The 21,452-nt window shown below is 66.0% G+C and carries 18 protein-coding genes and 1 tRNA gene; 10 read left to right on the forward strand and 9 right to left on the reverse strand.

What is annotated here, in order from left to right; all coding sequences use genetic code 11:
• Positions 1-389: 389 nt before the first annotated feature.
• Both ABZW60_RS00005 and ABZW60_RS00010 read left to right on the forward strand, forming a co-directional pair.
• Positions 390-878, forward strand: coding sequence for a SigE family RNA polymerase sigma factor (locus tag ABZW60_RS00005; RefSeq protein ID WP_355472318.1), 489 nt, complete (start codon positions 390-392; stop codon positions 876-878).
• 15 nt (positions 879-893) lie between these two features.
• Positions 894-1,682, forward strand: a complete 789-nt coding sequence (locus tag ABZW60_RS00010) for a hypothetical protein (RefSeq protein WP_355472320.1) — start codon at positions 894-896, stop codon at positions 1,680-1,682.
• A gap of 45 nt (positions 1,683-1,727) precedes the next feature.
• Here the strand turns inward: ABZW60_RS00010 and ABZW60_RS00015 are convergent, their stop codons facing one another.
• Entirely contained in the window at positions 1,728-2,426 is a 699-nt protein-coding gene (locus tag ABZW60_RS00015) for a hypothetical protein (protein WP_355472322.1), read from the reverse strand.
• 187 nt (positions 2,427-2,613) lie between these two features.
• Here ABZW60_RS00015 and ABZW60_RS00020 point away from each other — a divergent pair, with 187 nt between their 5' ends.
• On the forward strand, positions 2,614-2,964 hold the full coding sequence (locus ABZW60_RS00020; protein ID WP_355472324.1) for a hotdog domain-containing protein: 351 nt from the start codon (positions 2,614-2,616) through the stop codon (positions 2,962-2,964).
• On the opposite strand, the gene ABZW60_RS00025 is transcribed toward ABZW60_RS00020, so the two are convergent.
• Genes ABZW60_RS00025 through ABZW60_RS00035 form a run of 3 tightly spaced genes read right to left on the reverse strand, consistent with a single transcriptional unit; the run spans position 2,961 to position 5,822 of the window.
• Positions 2,961-3,953: a cation diffusion facilitator family transporter gene (locus ABZW60_RS00025; RefSeq protein WP_355472326.1), complete on the reverse strand. Its 993-nt coding sequence runs from the start codon at positions 3,951-3,953 to the stop codon at positions 2,961-2,963. The two genes, ABZW60_RS00020 and ABZW60_RS00025, sit on opposite strands and share 4 nt — an antisense overlap.
• 13 nt (positions 3,954-3,966) lie before the next feature.
• Positions 3,967-4,611 carry a response regulator transcription factor gene (locus ABZW60_RS00030; protein WP_355472328.1) on the reverse strand — a complete coding sequence of 215 codons (645 nt, stop codon included), beginning with the start codon at positions 4,609-4,611 and terminating at the stop codon, positions 3,967-3,969.
• Positions 4,608-5,822, reverse strand: coding sequence for a sensor histidine kinase (locus ABZW60_RS00035; protein WP_355472330.1), 1,215 nt, complete (start codon positions 5,820-5,822; stop codon positions 4,608-4,610). Before ABZW60_RS00035 ends, ABZW60_RS00030 begins: the two co-directional genes overlap by 4 nt.
• 102 nt (positions 5,823-5,924) lie before the next feature.
• Here ABZW60_RS00035 and ABZW60_RS00040 point away from each other — a divergent pair, with 102 nt between their 5' ends.
• Entirely contained in the window at positions 5,925-6,890 is a 966-nt protein-coding gene (locus ABZW60_RS00040; protein ID WP_355472332.1) for a gluconolaconase, read from the forward strand.
• Between the two features lie 125 nt (positions 6,891-7,015).
• Complete coding sequence (locus ABZW60_RS00045) at positions 7,016-8,119, forward strand: ankyrin repeat domain-containing protein (protein ID WP_355472334.1); 1,104 nt, start codon at positions 7,016-7,018, stop codon at positions 8,117-8,119.
• 10 nt (positions 8,120-8,129) lie between these two features.
• Here the strand turns inward: ABZW60_RS00045 and ABZW60_RS00050 are convergent, their stop codons facing one another.
• Entirely contained in the window at positions 8,130-9,869 is a 1,740-nt protein-coding gene (locus tag ABZW60_RS00050) for an aminotransferase class V-fold PLP-dependent enzyme (RefSeq protein WP_355472336.1), read from the reverse strand.
• A gap of 92 nt (positions 9,870-9,961) precedes the next feature.
• Here ABZW60_RS00050 and tenA point away from each other — a divergent pair, with 92 nt between their 5' ends.
• From tenA to ABZW60_RS00070, 4 genes are all read left to right on the forward strand, one after another.
• Positions 9,962-10,624 carry a thiaminase II gene (gene tenA / locus ABZW60_RS00055; RefSeq protein WP_355472337.1) on the forward strand — a complete coding sequence of 221 codons (663 nt, stop codon included), beginning with the start codon at positions 9,962-9,964 and terminating at the stop codon, positions 10,622-10,624.
• On the forward strand, positions 10,621-12,168 hold the full coding sequence (locus tag ABZW60_RS00060) for an NAD(P)/FAD-dependent oxidoreductase (protein WP_355472339.1): 1,548 nt from the start codon (positions 10,621-10,623) through the stop codon (positions 12,166-12,168). The genes tenA and ABZW60_RS00060 overlap by 4 nt, the downstream gene beginning before the upstream one ends.
• A 60-nt stretch (positions 12,169-12,228) precedes the next feature.
• A tRNA-Lys gene (locus tag ABZW60_RS00065) sits at positions 12,229-12,301 on the forward strand.
• Between the two features lie 275 nt (positions 12,302-12,576).
• Positions 12,577-14,535, forward strand: coding sequence for a hypothetical protein (locus ABZW60_RS00070; RefSeq protein ID WP_355472341.1), 1,959 nt, complete (start codon positions 12,577-12,579; stop codon positions 14,533-14,535).
• A gap of 111 nt (positions 14,536-14,646) precedes the next feature.
• Here ABZW60_RS00070 and ABZW60_RS00075 read toward each other — a convergent pair whose 3' ends face one another.
• Positions 14,647-15,885, reverse strand: a complete 1,239-nt coding sequence (locus ABZW60_RS00075) for a helix-turn-helix domain-containing protein (RefSeq protein WP_355472342.1) — start codon at positions 15,883-15,885, stop codon at positions 14,647-14,649.
• An 83-nt stretch (positions 15,886-15,968) separates the two neighbouring features.
• On the opposite strand from ABZW60_RS00075, the gene ABZW60_RS00080 reads away from it, so the two are divergent.
• Positions 15,969-16,469: a flavoprotein gene (locus ABZW60_RS00080; RefSeq protein WP_355472344.1), complete on the forward strand. Its 501-nt coding sequence runs from the start codon at positions 15,969-15,971 to the stop codon at positions 16,467-16,469.
• Positions 16,470-16,501: 32 nt separating this feature from the next.
• On the opposite strand, the gene ABZW60_RS00085 is transcribed toward ABZW60_RS00080, so the two are convergent.
• The 3 genes from ABZW60_RS00085 to ABZW60_RS00095 form a co-directional block, all read right to left on the reverse strand.
• On the reverse strand, positions 16,502-17,788 hold the full coding sequence (locus ABZW60_RS00085) for an ATP-binding protein (RefSeq protein ID WP_355472346.1): 1,287 nt from the start codon (positions 17,786-17,788) through the stop codon (positions 16,502-16,504).
• Between the two features lie 97 nt (positions 17,789-17,885).
• Positions 17,886-18,497: a hypothetical protein gene (locus ABZW60_RS00090; RefSeq protein WP_355472348.1), complete on the reverse strand. Its 612-nt coding sequence runs from the start codon at positions 18,495-18,497 to the stop codon at positions 17,886-17,888.
• A 643-nt stretch (positions 18,498-19,140) separates the two neighbouring features.
• On the reverse strand, positions 19,141-20,547 hold the full coding sequence (locus ABZW60_RS00095) for a hypothetical protein (RefSeq protein WP_355472350.1): 1,407 nt from the start codon (positions 20,545-20,547) through the stop codon (positions 19,141-19,143).
• Between the last annotated feature and the right edge of the window lie 905 nt (positions 20,548-21,452).

The following is a 21,452-nucleotide window of genomic DNA, read 5'->3' on the forward strand; positions in this document are numbered from 1 at the left end:
GGGCCGTCACCAGCTGGGGTTGGGTTTGCCGGGGCCGTCACCAGCTGGGGTTGGGTTTGCCGGGGCCGTCACCAGCTGGGGTTGGGTTTGCCGGGGCCGTCACCAGCTGGGGTTGGGTTTGCCGGGCCGTCACCTGCTGGGGTTGGGTTTGCCGGGCCGTCGCCTGTGGGGGTTGGGTTTGTTGGTCGGCCTTCAGGGCGTGGGAGACTCCTCTGGTGAAGTTGAGTGGGAGCGCTTGGTTCGGGTATGGCGTTGTGGTGGTTGTGACGTTCGTGGTGGGGTTCTTGGCGTTCGCCGTGTGGGTTCTGTCGAAAGTCTTCTGATCCGGGTGTGATCTGGCGACCTGGTCAGTGCGTCTCTTCAAGCAGACGCATCGACGAGAGGCTGCGATGAGAGATACCGAGGACTTCGAGGAGTTCGCGCGGGTGCAGATACCGCGGCTGTATCGGACTGCTTGGTTGCTGGCCGGGGATCGGCATCATGCCGAGGACCTGGTGCAGGAGACGCTGGCGAATCTGCTGAAAGCCTGGCAGCGGATCGACAGTCCGGGAGCCTATGCGCGGACCGCGCTGGTGCGGACCTATATCTCGCAGCGGCGGCGGAAGAGCTGGTCCGAGCGGCCGACCGCGGAATTGCCCGAGACGGTGGAGCGGGCCGGGGATCCTGAGCTGCGGATGGCTCTGCAGAGCGCGCTGGCCGAGCTGGCACCGCTGGATCGGGCCGTGTTGGTGCTGCGGTTCTTCGAAGATCGCAGCGTCGAACAAGTCGCGCTCGATCTCGGCAAGAAGACCAGTGCGATCACCACTCGCACCGCCCGCGCCCTGGACCGGCTCCGCGCAGTCCTCGGCGACGGCGCCGACCAGCTGATCGCGCACTGAAAGCTGAGGAGAACCATGAACACCCAACTCACCGACCTGATGCACCGAGCCACCGAGAACCTCGAGCCGGTCACACCCGACCTGCTCGAACGCAGCGTCGCCCACGGCCTCCGGCTGCGCCGCCGGCGTACGGCGCTGCGCACCGCGTCCGGTGCCGGCGCCGTCCTCGCAACCGCGGGCCTGATCGCCGGCGGGATCCACCTCGCCGGCTCCCCCACGAACACGGCCGTCGCGGGCTCGCCGGTGCCGTTGGCCACACCGTCGGCCAAGACGACCCCGACCGCCAAGCCGGCCGGGGCGAACCAGAAGCAGACGCTCGCGACACTGAAGACCCTGCTCACCGCGCCCGGACGGACACTCGCGAGCCCCGAGACCTGGGGCGACGGCGGCTTCGCCGGTGCGGCGTACGTCGTGGACGACGGGCACGGCGCCGCCCGGGTCGACGTCATGCTGTCCGGCGGAAACGAACAGAACCCGTGCGTCCCCGTCCGCCAGGGCTGCACCACGCTCTCCGACGGCTCGGTCCTGTACTCCTACAAGGAGTCGCCCGTGTACCCCGACGACCGCCAGGCGCAGAACAGCGTCATCAGCAACTACGTGATGCTGTACCGCCGCGACGGCCGCGTCATCAGCCTCACCAGCTACAACGGCCCCGCGGAGAAGGACAAGCAGCACACCCGCCCCAAGCCCATCCTCTCGGTCCAGGACCTCACCACCCTCGTCAAGAGCAAGGCCTGGAAGCTTCCCCCGGTCTCCACCACGAAGCCGTGGAAGGGCACCAAGGGCGCAAAGCCCACGAAGTAACCCCCGACGAGCCCATCGCGCCACCAGCCGCGATGGGCTCGTCGTTCAGCGGCTGATGGCGGGTGTGTAGAAGTCCCAGAGCGAAGCGTTCTGCGGGACGTACAGGCGGTAGCTGCGCGTCTTGTTCGGGTAGTACGTGTACGCCGCCTGCCCGGACGCGTTCGTGGTCACGTACTTCAGCCCCTTCCAGGTCGAGCTGCCGATCTCCTTGTACTGCAGCAGCACCTGCTTGCCGGGCCAGCGCACGAAGGCGTTGACCTTCGGGTTGTAGTACCCGACCGTCGCCAGAAACGCGGTCCGCGACCCCTTCCGCCCACCGATCAGCGTCGCCGAGGATCCGTACTTCGTGTACGACGAGGCGTTCGTCTGCGCGATGTCGTTGTAGTCCTGGTCGGACGCCCCGGTGCCGACCCACGTGGTCCGCCCGATCGGAGTGCTCAGCGCGTACATCGTGAGCGTCTCCGAGTAGGTGGAGTCGTCGAACCACAAGAACTCCGACCACGTCGATCCTGTGGTCGACCCCGTCCAGGTCGCATCCGACATCCCCGCCGCCTTGCAGTTCGCCGCGAGCGTGATCTTGAAGTTCGTGACCGCCGCCCGGATGCTGAACCGCGCCGGCATCACCATCGAACACGTCCCGGCGGCGGCCGACTCCGCAACCGCGGGCTTCGCCGACGCCGTGGCCGGGAGCGACAGCAGACCGGCAGCCAGAGCACCGGCCGCAAGCAATGACTTGATACGCACGAGTTCCCCCTCAGATCGTGGCCGGACACCCCATCCAGCCAAGCCTGCTATCGCGTCCGAGGCCCGCGGCGTTACATCGTGTTACTTCGCGAGCAGGGTTCATGATCGGCAACAATGCAGCCAACACCGAAACCGCAACGTGTACGGGCTCCGCGGTCGGGAGCGTACGCAGCAGGGAGGAACCACCGTGCGCCACGAGGTCACCGCCTCCGACACCGCATTGGCCGTCGGCAGCGGCGATGTCGAGGTCCTCGCCACGCCACGCCTGATCACCTGGCTCGAGTACACGACCGCCCAGCTCGCGCTGAGCGCGCTCGGGCCCGGCCAGACCTCGGTCGGTACGGCGGTCCGCGTCCGCCACCGGCTCCCGACCCGCGTCGGCGACACGGTCGACATTGCCGCGGTCGGCCCCGAGGTGGACGGCCGCCACCTGCGCTTCCAGGTCCGCGCCACCAATTCGGCCGGGCAGCTCGTCGCCGATGGTGAGCTCGAGCGGGTTGTCGTCGACCGCGAGCGCTTCCTCGCGAATGTGCCCTAGACCTGCGGCTCGACGTACCAGCGCGGCAGCTCACCGGGCTCGAGACTCGTCGGATCGCCCGGCCGGGACAGTGTGAGGATCGCCTGCTGGATCTCCGGGCGGGCGTTCAGCGCGTCCTCGATCGCGTACAGCCGGGCGGCCACCTCGGACTCGACGTCGTTGCCGGTGACGTCGACCGCGGCGACCAGGAAGATCCGGTCGGCGCCGACCCATTCCATGTGCAGGAAGCTGATCCGCTCGATGTCCTCGTGCGCGAGCAGCGCGCGAAGCACCCGGTTGCGGGCCAGCGGAGTGACGGCCTCCCCGGTCAGGAAGTCCATGTTCCGGCTGATCAGGAACAGCGCGACACACCCCAGCAGGACACCGACCACGATCGAGCCGACCGCGTCCCAGACCGCGTTGCCGGTCAGCTGGTGCAGCAGGATCGCGAGCCCCGCGATCAGGATGCCGATCAGCGCGGACAGGTCCTCGACGAACACCGCCCGGAGCACCGGGTTCGACGTGAGCCGCACGTAGCGCCAGGGGCGCAGCATCCGCTCCAGCGCGCCGGCCTTGGTCTGCCGCAGCGCCTGCGCGAACGAGACCCCCTCGAGCACGAACGACACCCCGAGCACGGCATATGCCCAGCCGTACGACGTGGTCTCCGCCTCGCCGTGCTGCAGCGACTGGATGCCGTGCCACACCGAGACCGCCGCACCGACCGTGAACAGGCCGAACGCCGCGAACATCGACCAGATGTAGCCGACCCGCCCGTACCCGAGCGGGTGCAACCGGTCGGCGGGCTTCCGCGCCCGGCGCTCCCCCACGAGCAGGAACACCTCGTTGCCGGTGTCCGCCCAGGAGTGCGCTGCCTCGGCCGCCATCGAGGCGGATCCGGTGATCACTGCGACCACGGTCTTGGCGACAGCGATCAGCAGGTTGGCGGTGAGTGCGACCAGGACGGTCAGCAGGCTCTCGCCCCCGGTGGCGTCGTCGTCCGCGCTGCTCACAGTCAGACCTTACTCAGCTGACCGGCCGGATGATGCGTTGCTCGATCGCGCGTGCCACGGCGGCCGCGCGGGTGTCCACGTCCAGCTTCGTGTAGATGTGGGCCAGATGGGACTTGATCGTCGCCTCGCTGACATACAGCTTCTTGGCGAGGTCCCGGTTCGACTTGCCGGTGGCGAGCAGGCCGAGGATCTCCACCTCGCGCTCGGTCAGCGTCGGCCCGGAGCGTCGCACCAGCCGCGCCGCCACCGCCGGCGCGAGCACGGTCTCGCCGCGCGCGGTGCCACGGATCGCGCGGAACAGGTCCTCCGGCGGCGCGTCCTTCAGCAGGTATCCGGAGGCACCCGCGTCGATCGCGCTCATGATGTCGGCTTCGGTGTCGTACGTCGTCAGGACCAGCACGTACGGCGGCTCGGGCAGTGACCGGAGCCGCGCGGTCACCTCGGCGCCGCCCGGGCCGGGGCCGAGATTGAGATCCATCAGCACGACGTCCGGGTGCAGGCCCGCGACGAGTTGCTCGGCGCTGTGGGCGTCCGACGCCTCGCCGACGACCACCAGGTCGTCCTGCGCCTCGACGAGCGCGCGGACGCCGGCGCGCACGACGGGATGGTCGTCGACCAGCGCCACGCGAATCGCGGGTGCTCCGGCGTCGCCGGTCATGAATGCTCCGGCGTCGCCCGCAGCGGGATCGATGCGGCCAGCGCCGTACCGTCTCCCGGTTCGCTCTCCAGCACCAGCGTTCCTCCCAGTTGTCTCAGTCGTTCCCGGATTCCGGCCAGGCCGTGGCCGCGGTCGGAATCGATCTTGACATGAGATCGCGGAAGGCCCCGGCCGTTATCCACAACGTCGAGGACCACCGCGTCCGGGTGGTAGGTGAGCGTCACGACGGCCGTTTCCGCGTGCGCGTGTTCGAGGACATTGGCGAGCGCGCCGCGGGCCGTGCGCAGCAGTGCGGTCTCCACCTCCGAGTCGAGTGTCACCGGCGTTCCTTGCACCTGCACACGGACGTCGAGGGCACTGTGGGCCGCCAGTCGTTCGCAGGATCTGCGCAGCGCTTCCGGCAGACCTGCGGCCAGCTCGGCCGGTGCCAGGTCGCGGACCACCCTCCTGGCCTCGTCCAGCCCGTCGCGAGCCGTGGCGGCCGCTTGGGCCGCATGCTCGCGCGCGGCGGCCGGTTTGACGTCCCACTCGCTTTCAGCGGCCTGCAGCAGCAGGTTGATGCTCGAGAAGCCCTGCGCGACGCTGTCGTGGATCTCGCGTGACAGCCGGGCCCGCTCCGCCATGACTCCGGCCTGGTGCTGCGCGTCGGCCAGATCGCCTTGCGCCGCGTGCAATTCGTCCAGCAATGCCTGTCTGGCCAGTGCGTCCCGCTCCAGCGCCCGATAGGCGCCCACGGCAAGCACTGCGACGCAGACCGGGCCCAGCACGATGGTCGGGTCGAGCCGGTCGGTCATCCGGGTCCACTGGACCACAGTGACCACCACCATGCCTGCCACGACCAGACAGGCCGGGCGGAACGACAGGATGCGCAGGGCAACGAAGGACAGAGGCACCGCGCACCAGGCGAACGACGGCGCCAGCAGCACCAGCACGCACCACTCCACGACCAGCAGCGCCAGCCAAACCCGGCTGGGCAGCAACCGGTAGGCACCGTACGTCGCCAGCAGCACCACTGCGCCGATCAGCACCCAGGGCCCGCGGTCACCGAAGCCGTGGCCGGTCAGGTACCGGACCGCCGAGGCCAGCACGAGGACGACCAGTGCCGCGTGCAGTGCGGTCACCAGCCGCGTCGCGTGACTCAGGATCGACGGAGTGTGTGCAGTGGACATGTTCTGCCGATCGTAGGCCGGTCGGCCCCCGATCCGAATCATCCGTTCGGCTATCCATCGGTGGCCGAACACCCGTCGTACGGACGGGCCGGCAGGCGGAGGCTGGAAGCAGCTCGAATCCCCCGACCGTCCTGAGAGGTTCAGATGTCTGTCCGTTCGCTGTCCGCCACCCTCGCGCTGTCCGCCACCTTGCTCGGCGCCGGAGCCTCGGCGGCCTTCGCCTCCCCGGCGCACACCCGGCCGAGCACCTACGAGCTCCCCGGTGACCCCGGCGGCTCCAAGTTCGAGGGCATCGGCTACGACGCGCGCACCAAGAACTACTACGTGTCCGAGACCACCGGCGGCGAGATCCACCGCGGGCAGCTCCGGTCCGGCGAGGCGATCGAGTGGCTCAAGGGCGACGGCACCGACGGCCGCTGGACCGCCCGCGGCGTCAACGTCGACTCCCAGCGCCGGGTGTATGTCGCCGGCGGGCCGAACGGCATCGACCACCCGGGCGCGCCGGACCTGTGGGTGTACGACCGGGACGGGCAGCTGCTCGCCGCGCTGCGCACCGGCGTACCGAACGCGTTCTTGAACGACCTGGTGATCGGCCCGGACGGCGCGGCGTACTTCACGAACTCGAACGCTCCGCAGATCTTCCGGGTCGCCGAGCGGCACGGGCAGTGGACCGTCACCACCTGGGCCGACGCGACCGGGACGATCGCGACGACGACCGGCTTCAACCTCGGCGGGATCGTCCTGTCGCCGGATCGCAAGGCGCTGGTCGTGGCCCAGGGCAACGTCGGCAAGCTGTGGCGGTTCGACCTGCGGACCGCACAGGCCACCGCGGTCGACACCGCCGGCGCGGACCTCGTGAACGCCGACGGTCTCGTCCAGCAGGGCAACAGCCTCTGGGTCGTGCGCAACTTCTCGAAGGTGCTCAGCACGCTGCGGCTGTCCGCCGACGGCCGGACCGCGCGGCTGCAGTCCGCGACGCCGACCGACCCGGACCGGGTCCTGACCACCGCGAAGCTCGCCCAGGGACGGCTGCTGGTCGTCGACAGCAAGTTCGACGAGGCGACCGCGGTCCCGCCGTACCAGGTCATCACGCTCGATCCGCGCCGATGAACCGCCACCCGCTCGCTGTGGCCGCCGTCCTGATGATGGCGGCGGCCGCAGCGTGTTCCACTGAGACCAGCAGCAGCACACCTGAGACCAGTTCCAGTTCACCCTCGCCTTCCAGGAGCGCGTCTGTGCCATCCACCCTCGACAGCCAGCTGATCGCCGCCGCGTGGAAGAACGACGTGGCCGAGGCCAAGCGCCTGATCACCGCAGGCGCGAACGTGAACGCGGTCGACGACACCGTCCAGAGCGCGTTCCTGATCGCCGCGAGCGAGGGCTACTTGGAGCTGCTCGACCTCACGCTCGCTCACGGGGCTGACGTCCGCAGCCTCGACAGCTACCACGGCACGGCGCTCATCCGGGCAGCCGAGCGTGGTCACGCCGCCGTGGTCGGCCGGCTGATCAAGGCCGGCGTCGCGGTCAATCACGTGAACAACCTGGGCTGGACCGCGCTGCACGAGGCCGTGCTGCTCGGCAAGGGCACCCCGCAGTATGTCGACACCGTCCGGCTGCTGATCGCCGGCGGCGCCGATCGCGCCAAGCCCGCGGTCAACGACGGCGCCACACCGGTCCAGGCGGCGAAAGACCGTGGCCAGACAGCCGTCAGCGCAGTACTCGACACGGACCTCCAAGACACCCGCGCGGCCGCTGGCTCGCTCCTGTCCGCTGCGTCGTCCGGTGACGCGAACAGGGTCGCCGCAGCACTGGCCGCCGGTGCGCCCATCGAGTCACGCGACGACCACCGCCGCACCGCGCTGTTGCTCGCCGCTCTCAACGACCGTGTCGACGCCGCCCGGCTGCTCGTCCAACTCGGCGCGGACCCGGACGCCCAGGACGACCGGCAGGACTCTGCCTGGCTCGTGACCGGCGTCACCGGGAGCGTGGCAATGCTGGAGACCCTGCTGCCTGCGACCCCTGACCTGACCCTGCGGAACCGGTTCGGCGGCATCTCGGTCATCCCGGCCAGCGAGCGCGGCCACGTCGACTACGTCCGGCGGGTCGTCCAGACCAAGATCAACGTCAACCACGTGAACAACCTCGGCTGGACCGCCCTGCTGGAGGCGATCATCCTCGGCAAGGGCACGCAGCCGTGGCAGGAGATCGTGAAGATCCTCGTCGACGCCGGCGCCGATCCCAACCGCGCCGATGCCGACGGTGTCAGCCCGCTCCGGCACGCCGAGTCCCGCGGGCAGGACGAGATCGCCAAGACCCTCCGCGCCGCCGGAGCCCGCTAGCTGGGGCCCTCTACGGCGAGCGCGGCTGGAGGTCGCGGGTCAGGCAGCGGGACGGCAGCTCGAACCAGCGGAGGTGATCGAAATCGGTGTTGACCCGGCCCTCGGAGTCGACGCGGTCCTGCTGACAGGTGGACAGCAGGTCGCGGGCCTCCGCGAGGTAGTCGTCGAGCGCGGACTCCGGCGCCGTGTGGTCGTGCCGCGGATACCGGAGCTTGCCGTCGGCGTCGTAGCCGACCTGGGACAGCCGCATCGGCGGCTCGACCGGGCCGCGATGGTGCCGCCACAGGCCGTTCGCCGGGTCGAAGCGGTAGTCGCCGAGGAGCCGCCAGCCGTCCCGGGCGACGAGTTTGACGGCCTCGACGACGTACGCGAAGACCGCCTCGGAGATGAAGTAGTTGAAGTTGACCCGCACCCAGCCGGGCTTGATCCCCTCGCAGCCGTGCAGGATCTCGTGCTCGAACTCGTGCGACCGCTCCAAGTCGATCCCGAGCAAGGCATGCCCGTACGGGCCGGCGCACGAACAGCCGCCCCGGGACTGGATGCCGAACAGGTCGTTCAGCAGCGCGACCACGAAGTTGTGGTGCAGGTACCGTCCCGACGGCGCCTTGACCACGAACGACACGATCGACAGCCGCTCGGAGTCCAGGTTGCCGAGGATCTGCAGGTTCGGCTCCGTCGTCCAGGCCGCGACCGCGCGCCGCAGGTAGGCGTCCTCGTGCGCGCGGATCTCGTCGATCCCGACTGCCTGTTTCAGCTGGAAGGCCATCCCGGCGCGGATCGAGCCGATGATCGCCGGGGTCCCGCCCTCCTCGCGGTGCACCGGATCGTCCAGGTAGCGATGCTCGAGCGGGTTCACGTAGGCGACCGTGCCGCCACCCGGTACGTCGGGCACCCGGTTGCGGAGCAGCTCGCGCCGCGCGACCAGCACGCCGGGCGTGCCCGGGCCACCGATCAGCTTGTGCGGGCTGAGGAAGATCGCGTCCTTGTACGACAACGGGTCCTGCTCCCGCCCGCCGTACATGTCGATCTCGACGTACGGCGCCGCCGCGGCACAATCCCAGAACGAGAGCGCGCCGTAGCGATGCAGCAGCGCCGACAACCGCTGCGTGTTGCTGACGATGCCGGTCACGTTGCTCGCCGCCGAGAACGAGCCGATCTTCAGCGGCCGGTCGGCGTACTCCCGCAGCCGCGACTCCAGCTGGTCGATGTCGATGTGGCCGTCGGCGTCCTGGGAGATCACCACCACGTCGGCGATCGACTCGCGCCAGGGCAGCTCGTTCGAGTGGTGCTCGTAGGGGCCGATGAAGACGACCGGGCGCTCCTCGCGCGGGATCTGGTCGGTCAGGTGGTATCGGTCGTCGAGCTCGGCGGGGATCCGCAGGCCCATGATCCCGATCAGCTTGTCGATCGCGCCGGTCGCGCCCGAGCCGCAGAAGATCACCGCGGTCTCGTCGTCACCGCCGACGCTGGTGTGGATGATGCGCCGGGCGTCCTCGCGCAGCCGGGTCGTCTGCAGCCCGGTCCCGCTCGACTCGGTGTGCGTGTTCGCGTACCGCGGGAGCACCTCCTCGCGGATGAAATCCTCCAGGAACGTCAGCGCCCGCCCCGACGCGGTGTAGTCGGCGTACGTGACGCGCCGCGGACCGTACGGCCCCGGCATCACCTGGTCGTCACCGATCACCGACGCCCGGATCCGCCGCAGCAACGGCGACTCCGGCGGCATCTCCGCCTGCTCCCCCTGGATACCCATGTCTCAGAGTATGGCGTGGAAGTGACCTGCGTCTCGGTGATCACTGCGCGCCCCCTGGATAAGGTCGGTGCAGTCGACGGCGAGGAGTGGGGATGACGTTTTCCAGCGAGCTGTGGGACCGCGGGGCTGCCTCCGTGTACGACGAGATCGTGCGGCACCCGTTCATCACCGGACTCACCGACGGGACCCTCGACCACGACGCGTTCCGCTACTTCGTCGTCCAGGACAGCCACTACCTCCGCGCGTACTCGCGGGCCCTCAGCCTGGTCGCCGGACGGGCCCTGGACGAGGACGCGGTCAGCATGTTCGCCCTGCACGCCGCCAACGCGATAGCAGTCGAGCGAGAGCTCCACACGTCCCTGCTGGCGTCGCTGGGGCTGACCGCGGCAGATGTCGACGCGGCCGGCTCGGGGCCGACCACCACGGCGTACATGTCCTATCTGACCGCCGTGTGCGCCACGGGGACGTATGCCGAGGCGGTAGCGGCCGTGCTGCCCTGCTACTGGATCTACCGCGACGTGGGGCGGGAGCTGCTCAAGCGGTCCTCCCCCGATCCGGCGTACCGGAGGTGGATCGAGACGTACGGCTCGGAGGAGTTCGACGCCGTCGTCGAGTCGGTACTCGCCGTCACGGACGGACTGGACGTCGGGGCAGCCGAGCGGGAACGCTGTCATCAGCACTTCGCCATGACGTGCCGCTACGAATGGATGTTCTGGGACGCCGCGTACCACAAACTCGATTGGCCGGTGGGATGAAGGACTTCTACGACGTCGTCATCGTCGGCGGTGGGCACAACGGGCTCGTCGCGGCCGCATACCTGGCCCAGTCCGGGCTCTCCACCCTCATCCTCGAACAGCAGCCGCACACCGGCGGCGCGGCGGTCAGCGAACGGGTGTTCCCGGGCGTCGACGCCCGGCTGTCCCGCTACTCGTATTTGGTGAGTCTGCTGCCCGACAAGATCGTGGCCGACCTGGGCCTCGGCCTGGAGCTCCGGTCCAGGACAGTCGCGTCGTACACCCCGGTACGCCGTGACGGGCGCGACGTGGGTCTCATGGTCGAGCGACGCGAGGGCGCGGCCACCCGTGCCTCGTTCGCCGCGCTGACCGGCAGTGACGCGGAGTACGACGCGTGGGCGGCCTTCTACGGCGCGGTCGGGTCAGTGGCCGCCGCTGTCGCTCCCACTCTGCTGGAGCCGCTCCGGACGGCGGCTGACCTGCGATCCCGTGTCGACGGCGCACTGTGGGACGAGCTGGTCGAGCGGCCGCTCGGCGAGACCATCGAACGTCGCTTCGCCGACGACACCGTCCGCGGGGTCGTCGCGACGGACGCGGTCATCGGCACGTTCGCCGGGCTGCACGACGAGTCCCTGATCCAGAACCGTTGCTTCCTGTACCACCTGATCGGCAACGGCACCGGCGAGTGGCGGGTGCCGGTCGGCGGGATGGGCGCGGTCACCGACGCGCTGGCGGCCGCCGCACGACGCGCCGGCGCCGCACTGGTGACCGACGCGGCCGTCACCGCGGTCGAGGTCGACGGGACCCGCGGATCGGTCACGTGGCTCGGCGGTGACGGTGAGCGATCCGTCGACTGCACCTGGGTGCTCTCGAACGTCGCCCCCTCGACCCTGGCCACGCTGCGCGGTCAGACCGGTGTCGAGAAGCCGGAGGGGTCCCAGCTGAAGGTCAACCTGCTGCTGCGTCACCTCCCCGCACTCAAGTCGGGTGACGACCCGGCAAAGGCCTTCGCCGGCACGTTCCACATCGACGAGGACTACAGCCAGCTCGAGGCGGCGTACCGGTCCGCCGCGGGCGGCGAGCTGCCCGCCGTACCGCCCTCCGAGGTGTACTGCCACTCGCTGACCGACCCGTCGATCCTCTCCCCCGACCTGATTGCCTCCGGCCACCACACCCTGACCGTCTTCGGCGTGCACTTCCCCGCCCGTTTGTTTGCCTCCGACAACGATTCGGCGCGCGCTCTCGCCACCCGCCGCGTCCTGGCCGGCCTGGAGTCCCACCTGGCCGAACCGCTCGAGGACTGCATCGCCCGCGACGCCGACGGCAACCTGTGCATCGAGGCCAAGACGCCGTACGACATCGAGCAATCCGTCGGCATGCCCGGCGGCCACATCTTCCACGGCGACCTCCAATGGCCCTGGGCCACCGACCCCGCCGACGCCGGCCGCTGGGGCACCGAAACCGACGTCCCGAACCTCCTGATCTGCGGCTCCGGCGCCCGCCGAGGCGGCGCCGTCTCCGGCCTAGGCGGCCACAACGCAGCCATGACCATCCTCACCCGCTAACCGATTTCGCATCTCCCCGATCCCCCTGCTACGATCCTCTTCGTTCGAAGGCAACACCAAGCGCCGCTAGCTCAATTGGCAGAGCAGCTGACTCTTAATCAGCGGGTTCGGGGTTCGAGTCCCTGGCGGCGCACAAATGCCCTGGTCACGAAGGCGACCAGGGCTTTCGCTTATGCGGAACCCATGCCTTATCCCATGCTTTTGTGACTTACTGCACCCTGTGGGTGTCGGACAGACAGTTGGGCCCGAGCTAACGCTCCGCAAGTTCTCCCCCGTCGGAGCCGACCTCCGGCTCGGGCGGGGATACCGGGTCCCGGTCAGGCGTTCATGTACCCTGTTCGGCGGCAAGGGCGTCCGTTCTTGCCCCATCTTCTAGGGCTCCGGCTCTAGGACGCTAAGGAGCGAAGCATGCCCAGATTCGTGCATGTCCCCACAGAAGCAACTCCGCACCTCATCCGGCAGGCCTACGAAGCCGGCGGCCAGTACCAGTGGGCCCGGGAGGCATGGCGCAACTCGGAAGAGAGCGGCGCTGCCACCATCTTCTTCGGCATCGAGGACCAGGCCGCGGCCAGCCTCGGTGTACTCCGTCGGACCATCATGGACGACGGCTCCGGCATGGCGTCGGAGGACCTCCGGACCTTCCTCACGACGTTCGGTGGCGGCGGTAAGCCGATCGGCGTGGACGGCAACTTCGGGCAGGGATTCAAATCCTCCGTGCTGCCGTGGAACTCCTACGGCGTCGTCGTCATCAGCTACACGAAGGACGAGCCGGATGGCGCGATGCTGTGGATCTATCGCGACGGCAACGGGAACTACGCGCTGAAGGAATGGACCGTCGTCGACGAGGACGGCGAGTACGTCGGACAGCTCGACGTAGTGCAGCCATTTGATGATCCTGATCACGGCTGCGATTGGGGGGCAATCCGTCCGGACTGGATGACTACGGGGACCATCATGGTGCTCCTCGGCGGGGCTCCTGACAGCAACACGTGGATGGGGGACCAGGACCCGTCCCGCAACGAGACTGTCGACGGCCTTGTGCGGTACCTGAACGGGCGTCTCCTGACGGTCCCGAATCGCGGCGGCAAACCGATCGAAACTACGGTCGTGGATCTTTACCGGAAGGGAGCGACTGACCGCCGGGACACGAAGGACAAGACCGTCACCTTGCCGTCCGGGGACGCAATGGTCTGGCGCCCGCGTCGTATCTACGGGTTGCGGCACTACATCCCCAAGACTGCTGTCACCGGAACCGTGCAGGTCGATCAGCACGGTACGACGGCCGAGTGGTTCTACGTACCGGAGCCCGACTCTCCGGTTGCTGGTGGGTCGGACTACATCACTCAGCGTCCGGTCGTCACCGTTAACTATCAGGGCGAGGCGTACCACTCCGACGCCACGAAGGGTCGGTACCGCCAGTTCGGGATCACCGACGAGATCATGAGCCGGACCTGGCTGATCCTCCACCCGCCGGTGTACAGCGACAGTAAGCCCACTGAGTGGGGGGTTCTGACTCAGGCATCGCGCCACATCCTGATCTCGAAGGGCGGCCTCGAACTGCCTTGGGAGGATTGGGGTGACGCGTTCTACGGGTCATTCCCGGACAAGCTCGCAGAGGCTCGTGATGCTGCGCGCGCCAAGACGGCGAAGTCGTCCGACCCGAACATGTCGAAGCACCTCGCTCGGATCCTGGATCGCCTCAACCCGCGGTTCAAGGCTTCGCGCATCCTGTCGAGTGCTGCCGGGCGTCTGCTTGGGCACCCCACCGGCCAGATGGCGGGGTCGCCGGCCCATCAGGGCGGCACACGTGGCACCGGACCCGGTGTTGGCGGCGGCTCGGGCGGTACGACCGGAAGTCGACACATCCTCGCGCCTGCTGCAAGCGGGAGCATGACCGGAACGTCGCAGTCTGTGAAGGTCGGCTACCCGGCGTGCGGCTGGAAGAACTTCGATGCGGACGAAGCGAAGCACCTCGCGATGTTCGACCGAAACGACAGCCTTCCCCTCGACGGCGGCGCGAAGTCCAACGGCGTTGTCTGGCTCAACGCCAAGCATCCAGTGTTTGTCCAGGAGTTCAACTACTGGGCCGATCAGGTATGGCCTAAGGCTGACCCGGCCAAGGTCACCGAGCTGGTGAAGCGCGTCTATGGCGAAGAGGCCGTCGCGCATGTCGTTCACGCTCAGCGCTTGAGCGGACTAGTGGTTGCGAAGGGCGACGACGGGGCGCCGGTCCTTTTGGGTCGGGAAGACGTCGAAGATCTGCTCGCACCCACGCCGTTGTCCGCCGCATTGCTTGGCCTCGTCAACGTCGAGCAGCGCATTCTGACCCAAGGCGGCGGCCTCTTCGGAAGCCGCGCGAACAACTGAATCAGCCGGTCCTGACGCACCGAAGCCCTGGTCACGTACGTGACCAGGGCTTGGTGATGTGGGGCACGTGCTCTGATACCGCAAAGCACGATCAGCGCGACCCCGCCGATCTCATCCGTAGGTGGCAGCGGCGCTCGTCGGCTCACCGTGACCGAGCCGGTCGGCAACCTTGGGTGATCTGTTGAGAGCTGCCTCCAAAGCAGCCGCTGCTGCCGGGTTCTTCGCCTTCCGTCCCATGTAGACGTCCTGGGTCAGCGATGGCCGGGCGTGCCCGAGCTGGTCTGCGATCTGCCGGGCGCTCTGTCCGGCGTCGTCCAGAATGGTCGCGGTCGTCTTCCGGAACGAGTGCGAAGTGATCCACGCCAGGGCATCGGCCTGGCTCCCTTCGGCGGCGTCGGTCGCGAGCGTCAGCAGATCCAGCCGATCGCTGCCGCGCACTCGGTACAGGTCGAGCAGCTTCTCAGCGTCGGCCACGTTCAGTCGGACCCGCGCGGTCTCAACCAGGCTGACGCGCGACTGTGGCCAACTGAGCTTCGCCGCCGTGTCGGCCTGCGAGAGGCCGACCGCCCGTCGCGCCTTCCGGAGCCGAACCCCAAGATCCCGACGCGTCTCGCTGCCGATCGGTGAGCGCGCCTCTCGCAGATCCCGGCGTACGTTGGTCGGGTCGCGGTAGTCACCGTCCCGGTTGGCGAAGATCGGCTGATCCAATCGGCCGCCGTCCATCAGGCGCCGGCGGAGCATCGCGAGCCCCCACGCCGGCACTTTCAGCACCCGCTCCCCTGCCCTGGACTTCGTCCGGATCCGCACGAGCCCTTCACCCTTCACGCGGATGATCTGATGCGTGATCTCGACCTCGCTCGCAGCGAAGTTGACCTGGTGTCCCAGAACCGCCAATGACTCGCCGATCCGTACGCCCGTCGCGAGCATGAACGTTGAGAGGTCAGGCAAGTCGGCTGCGACCGCTCCCCGATCGGCACGCAACTGCTCGAACCATGCATCACGCTCCTCGTCCGTCAGGGCTCGCGCCTTGCGCTTCGATTCGCTCTCGATCGTGTCGACGTCTCTGATGGGGTTAAAGTCAAGTGCGCCGTACCGGGCGGAGAGACCAAGCGTGCCGGAGACGACGCTCCGACACGTCTTCGCGGTGGGCGGACCAACCTCCGTCTTGATCTTCGCGATCACTTTGTCCAACAGCGGCGTCGTCAGTTCTCCCAGGCGCACCTCCCCCAGCGCCGGGATCACGTGATTGTCGAGCTGACCCAGGCGAAGAACGACATGGAGGCGATCCTCCACCTTCAGCAGGCCGAACGCGTGGCCCCCGAAGCGATCCGCTACCACACCATCGCCCACGAACTGGTCCGCGAACTACTCCGCCGCTCCCGCAAACCCACCCCAGCCCTCACCGCCATCGCGACCCGAGCAGGAGTCCTAGATTGACCAGCAAGACCCTCTACATCATCGTCTGCGGCGCTCCCCTGGCATCCCGGACCGGTGACGGCGTACGAGCCGCCCGCGAACGTGGCTGGGAACCCTACGTCATCCCCACGTATGCGGCCGTCCCCTGGCTCGCAGCCCAGGATCTAGGGGATGCACCGGTCATCACCGGAAACCGCGCCCCAGACCAACCGAAGCGCATCCCACCGGCCGATGCCGTCGCCGTCGTGCCCATGACCTTCAACACCCTCAACGCTTGGGCCAACGGCACTGCAAACACCTATCCCTTCACCACGCTCTGCGCAGCCCTTGGCGCACGAACGCCAGCGGTCGCGGTGCCATTCGCGAAGCACGATCTCGCCGGACATCCGGCTTGGCCTTGCGTCTCTCGCGGTACTTCGATACGCGGGTGTGCGGATCTTGGACGCCCAAAGCGGATCGTTCGGATCTTTAGAACCGATCAGATCGGGAACTGGCTCTGCAGTCGCAGCAGAATTTGATTGGGCATGGGCCCTGTCTGCCGTTGAATAGATTAATTTCGAGTGGAAGCCAACTCGGGCCGCAGGAACACTCCGCGAGCCGGATGGATAGGAACTTGGAGCGAGCCTCTCTGAATTCCTGCCGTCGATGTTGAGGTGAGCGTCCACTTGACTGTGACTTCTCCCGATTCGCCAGGGATCTCATGCAGAAAGAAATGAAATGGCGTCGCAAGCGCTCGCTTCTCTGGACGAACCCTCCCCAATGTCAAGGTAATAGACGCTTCCTCGATCTCCAGATTCGGGTTGGGGATCGTTGGCGACTTGAATCCAATCCGTCCAATAGGACCCAGGCCAAGATCATTCATGATCATGCGGGACTTAGGCTTGGGGACCTCAGGCAGGTCTTTCAAGCCTTCTGGAATCTCGCCGGTCTCGAAGGCCGACCACGGACCATCGAATCGTAATGTCAATTCAACATCTTCCAAAATGAGCGGGCCCGGCGAGGTCACCGACAACTGAAGAATGCTGTGCTTTGAGCGAATTAAATTCAGGCGTTGAGCGTCGAAGAGACGATCCCGGCACTCTTCCAAATACCGGTCCACGACCTTCGTGTCGTAAACCATCATTCGGATGAACTTCACGCCGTCTGGGTCAGCCCCCCGCTGGCCACTCAGCACCGCGTCATGACGTTGAGTAATCCACGTATCGATATCTCCGAGGGACGGATCGATCACGAGCACACCCTCGCCCGGGCTGACGCTGCAACTCACGTCCAAGCCCGTAAGTTCAGGCACTCCGACACCGCGCACCAGACGATCACTAAGCATCTTCATCTCAGGGGCGTTCGCCGGACGACTCATCGCCTGGCTGCGAACGAAGACTGCGCCCTCTGCTGACTTTTCATAGGTCTTGCGCAACGTGTGGATTGGATCTCCCCAACGAGGCGGCTCAACGATGATCACAAGCACAGTCTTACCCTCGACCAAGACGTAATTTGGCGACCAAACCGGGCCGTCCGCGCCGAGGTATTTGATCAGCGCGCCCTCTAGGTCCGCGGGATCGATTGCCTCAGTTCCGTGAATGAATCCCGGTTCGACTCCAACAAGCAGGTACGCGAGCCCATCGCACGACGTTGACGCAACATCAGGCATCCGATTTGCGAAACTGAGAATCGCCCTAGCCGCCTTGAATGCTCCCTCAGCGTTCCTCAGATTGAGGTCAGACTTCCATTCGATCCACCAAGATTCATCCGTTGACAGGGCAGACTTCACGGCGTTGACCAGAGCAAGGAGGTCTCCGGGCCGGCGAAGAGCCTGGGCGGTGTCGACGTTGATAGCCATAGCGGGCGCCTTCTGTGCGGTCTGAGTGCGTCTGGACGATCTTCGCTCATCTCGGCCGCCCGTCCAACTTGATACCTCGCGCCCGTCAGGTTCGCGGCTACCACTTGCGCAGCATGTCCTCCTTGGCTCGCCACCACCACCGAACCCTCGTTGCTCGGCCTCCCCGCTCTGGCCGTATTTCCCATCGCCGTCCCGCGTTGTCTACGACCAAGAGCCACTCGACTCTCGCAGTGATTCCGTCCGTCGGGGACAGGTGCTCCGCCCGGTCTGGCGCCATGTGCTGAACATTGACCGTGAACGAGAGGTCTTCGGTCGCCTGAAGTGCCACAATCACATTCCCGTGAAAGGCCATCTGCGACTCGGTTCCCGGAGTAATCGTCCAGGCAACGACTCCGCCATGACTAGATCGTGGCTGCTCCAGGTCCTCGACCATCCAGCTTGACTCGGTCTTGTACGCAATCTTCACCACGCGCACGGGCAATTGCCCTGCATTGCGGATATGGGCGGTGACCGTGCCCTCCACCACAGGGTTGTCCCCCGGCCAACTGCGTTCGTGCTCGACCGTGGTCCAAGCGCCGACCAAATCGACCTGGGATCGCTCAGCGTTGGCTCGATCGCGCCTGAAGACGGTGAAGGCAAGGATCAGAGACAGCGCGCCCAGCCAGGCGGGGACGCTACCCAGTCCAACTTGCTCAAGTCCATAGCCCATGGTCAGTCTCGCGAGGATCAACTGGCGGGCCGACCCGCCGTTGCTTGGCCGCCTCGGCTGAGGGCGGCCACGTCGGCCGATCTCCAGAGCCTGTGTCGACCCGCTACCGGTCCACATGCTTTCCCCACGGGATTGGACGGGCAGCGGACCCGGCTGACCGGCGACAAGCCCGCTCCAATCGTTTTCGCCCAGGTCACGGACACAACCAGGTACCAACGAGCACCAAACAGCAGTCCTGTAAGGGAATCAGCGGGTTTCGGGGTTCGAATCCCTTGGCGCGCGCCAACACGAAGGTTCAGGCACACATCGCAATCTGATCCTGGGTCTTCGCCTTTTTTCGCGACCGCTCACCCCAGCGCCGTCGCCTACTTGGGATGCGGCGGCCGGCGCCTGAGTCAAGTCTCGGATGCATTCACGCCTCACCAAGGATGCTGATCCGCAGCGCCCCGTGTCTGCCAGAATTGTTCTAGCGGCCCAGCCCAGCCGCCCTCTCCTGAGACATGGCGGCCCGCTCGGCGTACCTTCAGCAGCTCCTGGCCCGAGCTGTTGCCGCATTCTCGCTCTCGATCAGAGGCCGCTCAGTCAGCCACAGCTCAGCTCTAGGTCCGGATGGTGCGGCGTGGCGGCATTGAAGCAGCAGCAATCAATGGTCGCCGTCCTCGGAATCGAATTCCTCCAAGTCTGGAAACAATGCAGGAGCGAGCCCCAGCCCCGCACGCAGTCGCTCCCTCCACTTGGTCTGATCCTCACGAAACGAATCATGGCGCGCCAAGATACCATCGCCTGCCAGAACCGCATCGAACACAATATACATCGAATTTCCAACAAGATTCCGGACAAATTTGGCTGCATAGGATAAGGATTCCTCGGTTGTTGGACCTCCATGAGCCAACGCATCTCTCACTCGCGCCAGTCGAGCGGCGCGAGTTACCCAATCGTCACGCAGCAACGATATCCAGGCTTGAGACTGACTGGGATCCGATAGTCTCCTGCGGAGAACTCGGAGACCACGAGCAGCGACCGTATGCGACTCGTTCAGTCTCTCAATTTCTTCCATTTGAGAGACTGCTTCTACGTAATTGAAATACGTCATCTTGTGACCATGCTTGACGATCTTTCGTTCGATCGCCCGCTTGGCTTCAGCCGTAGATTGTTCATCACGAGCTAGCCTGCTTGAATAGATGCCGCTTTCAACTGAGCGTTTAATTGCGCCCAGCAATTCGCCCCGCACATTGGACCACAGAAGATACCGCCTGACATAACTGTCCCAGTCTGCCAACTGAACATGGGGAGCGATCGAATCAAGCACCCGCACGCCTACCAAAACAGCGCCTGCGTCGTGCCCCGTGCTCGCCTCTCGCCACCACTTCAAAGTTTCTGACCATTTGCGAACATCGCTATCGCGAAACCGAGATGGGCCGCCAGCACGGCTAGAGATCTCTTCAATCTCATCGACTACGGCATCCATACTTGGCATCACATCTAGCTCTGGACGCGCCTCATGGAAACCCATTGATCCGCCAACTAGGCGACCATCGATGGCGTGCAAATGGCCGTCGAGCCGCGTCCAATTGTGGCGCCGACCCGACCGATACTTGGCCAGATCTACGATCGCATCCACAATCTCACCAGCGACTCGCGGAGCATTGCTCAAACTTTGTCGGCCGAGATCCATGCGTGTTAGTACGAACTCGTCTTCTTCCGGGAACTTGGTGATACTCCAAATCGATTCTCGATCTTTTAATTCGTCCGGCAACTCAATCCAGGGTAAGGAAGATTCCATTTTGGCGACATCAACCAACCATGGCCCATGGTACATAGTTAAATCACCCAACTGGGTTTGCATACCATCAATCGTCGCCTTCGTGAAGGCATGCCATATGACATGATGATGGACGCTCGGCTCTTGCATGATGAGCCGTTCCACCAAATGCAGACGCTCGCCGATACTTAGATTTGCGCGCGATGGACGCCCACGCACTTGTGGTTCATGGATGTCTCCAAGTTCAAGCATAGCTAGGTGAACCTGGAGTCCATCATCTACCAGCACGCCACACATACTCTGCGAGAGGCCATATTGGCTTCGCCCGCCTGATTTTGCGATATTCCAAAATAGAGATCGAATAGCTACACAGCTTTCGACAGTGGCGTTACTGTCTTGGAATCGGGCCAAAACATCAAGCCACGCGGCATAGAGACTCGCACGCTCTCCGATTTGCCTGAGTAAAGCTACAAGATGCGAGCGTAGGACGGCGCGATCTTCCGCTACTGAGACAGGCCCTCGATCACATTCCGTCCGCACTAGCTGGAGATGGGGCTCAAGAGCTCTTCTGAGGTGCGGACCTAGATCGTCTACGGCCAGGACGAGCTCCCTCAGAACTGAAGCCCATCCCGTGCGGTGATGACGCGGCTCGAATCGGCGATGATCGCTAAGCCACTCGAGCATCTCCTCTGCAGCCAGCGTGATGTCAAGTCTCCGGCGCACGGGATAGGGGTTATTGAAGTGATGCCATCGCAGCACATCGGAGCACTCCGACAGCACCTCCTCGTCCGGCTGCTCGCTAGTTGATTCCATCTCACGATGCCCTTCCTCATCAGCCCACGTTGCGCATCTGCCTACCCGCTTGGGTCAGCGTCCCTGACCGGCCTCAGCCGAGCGCCCAGACAGCGAGCGCACAATCTTCCCAGGAGCCCATCCCTTTGCCCACACAATTGGTCGGGCAGCAACGAGCACCGTCAGGCGACTACGAACTGCCGTGCGTGAGTTTCAGGCGTGGAGGTGGCCGGGCGTAGCAGCAACGAGGACGGCGCTGACCGATCGGGTGGGAATCAGCGGGTTTGGGGTTCGAGTCCCTGGCGGCGCACAACAGCCCAGGTCACGCGAGTGTCCTGGGCTTCTTGCTGTCCGGTGCACACCACTTACGCACCACTTTCCCGATTCGCCGGGCCGAACTA

This window comes from Kribbella sp. NPDC003557 (assembly GCF_040610805.1).
In the GTDB taxonomy this organism is placed as follows: Bacteria; Actinomycetota; Actinomycetes; order Propionibacteriales; family Kribbellaceae; genus Kribbella.

Coding starts and splice junctions, on each gene's coding strand:
- ABZW60_RS00010 (WP_355472320.1), top strand. CDS start 894: ATGAACACCCAACTCACCGACCTGATGCACCGAGCCACCGAGAACCTC.
- ABZW60_RS00085 (WP_355472346.1), bottom strand. CDS start 17,788: ATGGCTATCAACGTCGACACCGCCCAGGCTCTTCGCCGGCCCGGAGAC.
- tenA (WP_355472337.1), top strand. CDS start 9,962: ATGACGTTTTCCAGCGAGCTGTGGGACCGCGGGGCTGCCTCCGTGTAC.
- ABZW60_RS00090 (WP_355472348.1), bottom strand. CDS start 18,497: ATGGGCTATGGACTTGAGCAAGTTGGACTGGGTAGCGTCCCCGCCTGG.
- ABZW60_RS00060 (WP_355472339.1), top strand. CDS start 10,621: ATGAAGGACTTCTACGACGTCGTCATCGTCGGCGGTGGGCACAACGGG.
- ABZW60_RS00050 (WP_355472336.1), bottom strand. CDS start 9,869: ATGGGTATCCAGGGGGAGCAGGCGGAGATGCCGCCGGAGTCGCCGTTG.
- ABZW60_RS00040 (WP_355472332.1), top strand. CDS start 5,925: ATGTCTGTCCGTTCGCTGTCCGCCACCCTCGCGCTGTCCGCCACCTTG.
- ABZW60_RS00035 (WP_355472330.1), bottom strand. CDS start 5,822: ATGATTCGGATCGGGGGCCGACCGGCCTACGATCGGCAGAACATGTCC.
- ABZW60_RS00005 (WP_355472318.1), top strand. CDS start 390: ATGAGAGATACCGAGGACTTCGAGGAGTTCGCGCGGGTGCAGATACCG.
- ABZW60_RS00030 (WP_355472328.1), bottom strand. CDS start 4,611: ATGACCGGCGACGCCGGAGCACCCGCGATTCGCGTGGCGCTGGTCGAC.
- ABZW60_RS00070 (WP_355472341.1), top strand. CDS start 12,577: ATGCCCAGATTCGTGCATGTCCCCACAGAAGCAACTCCGCACCTCATC.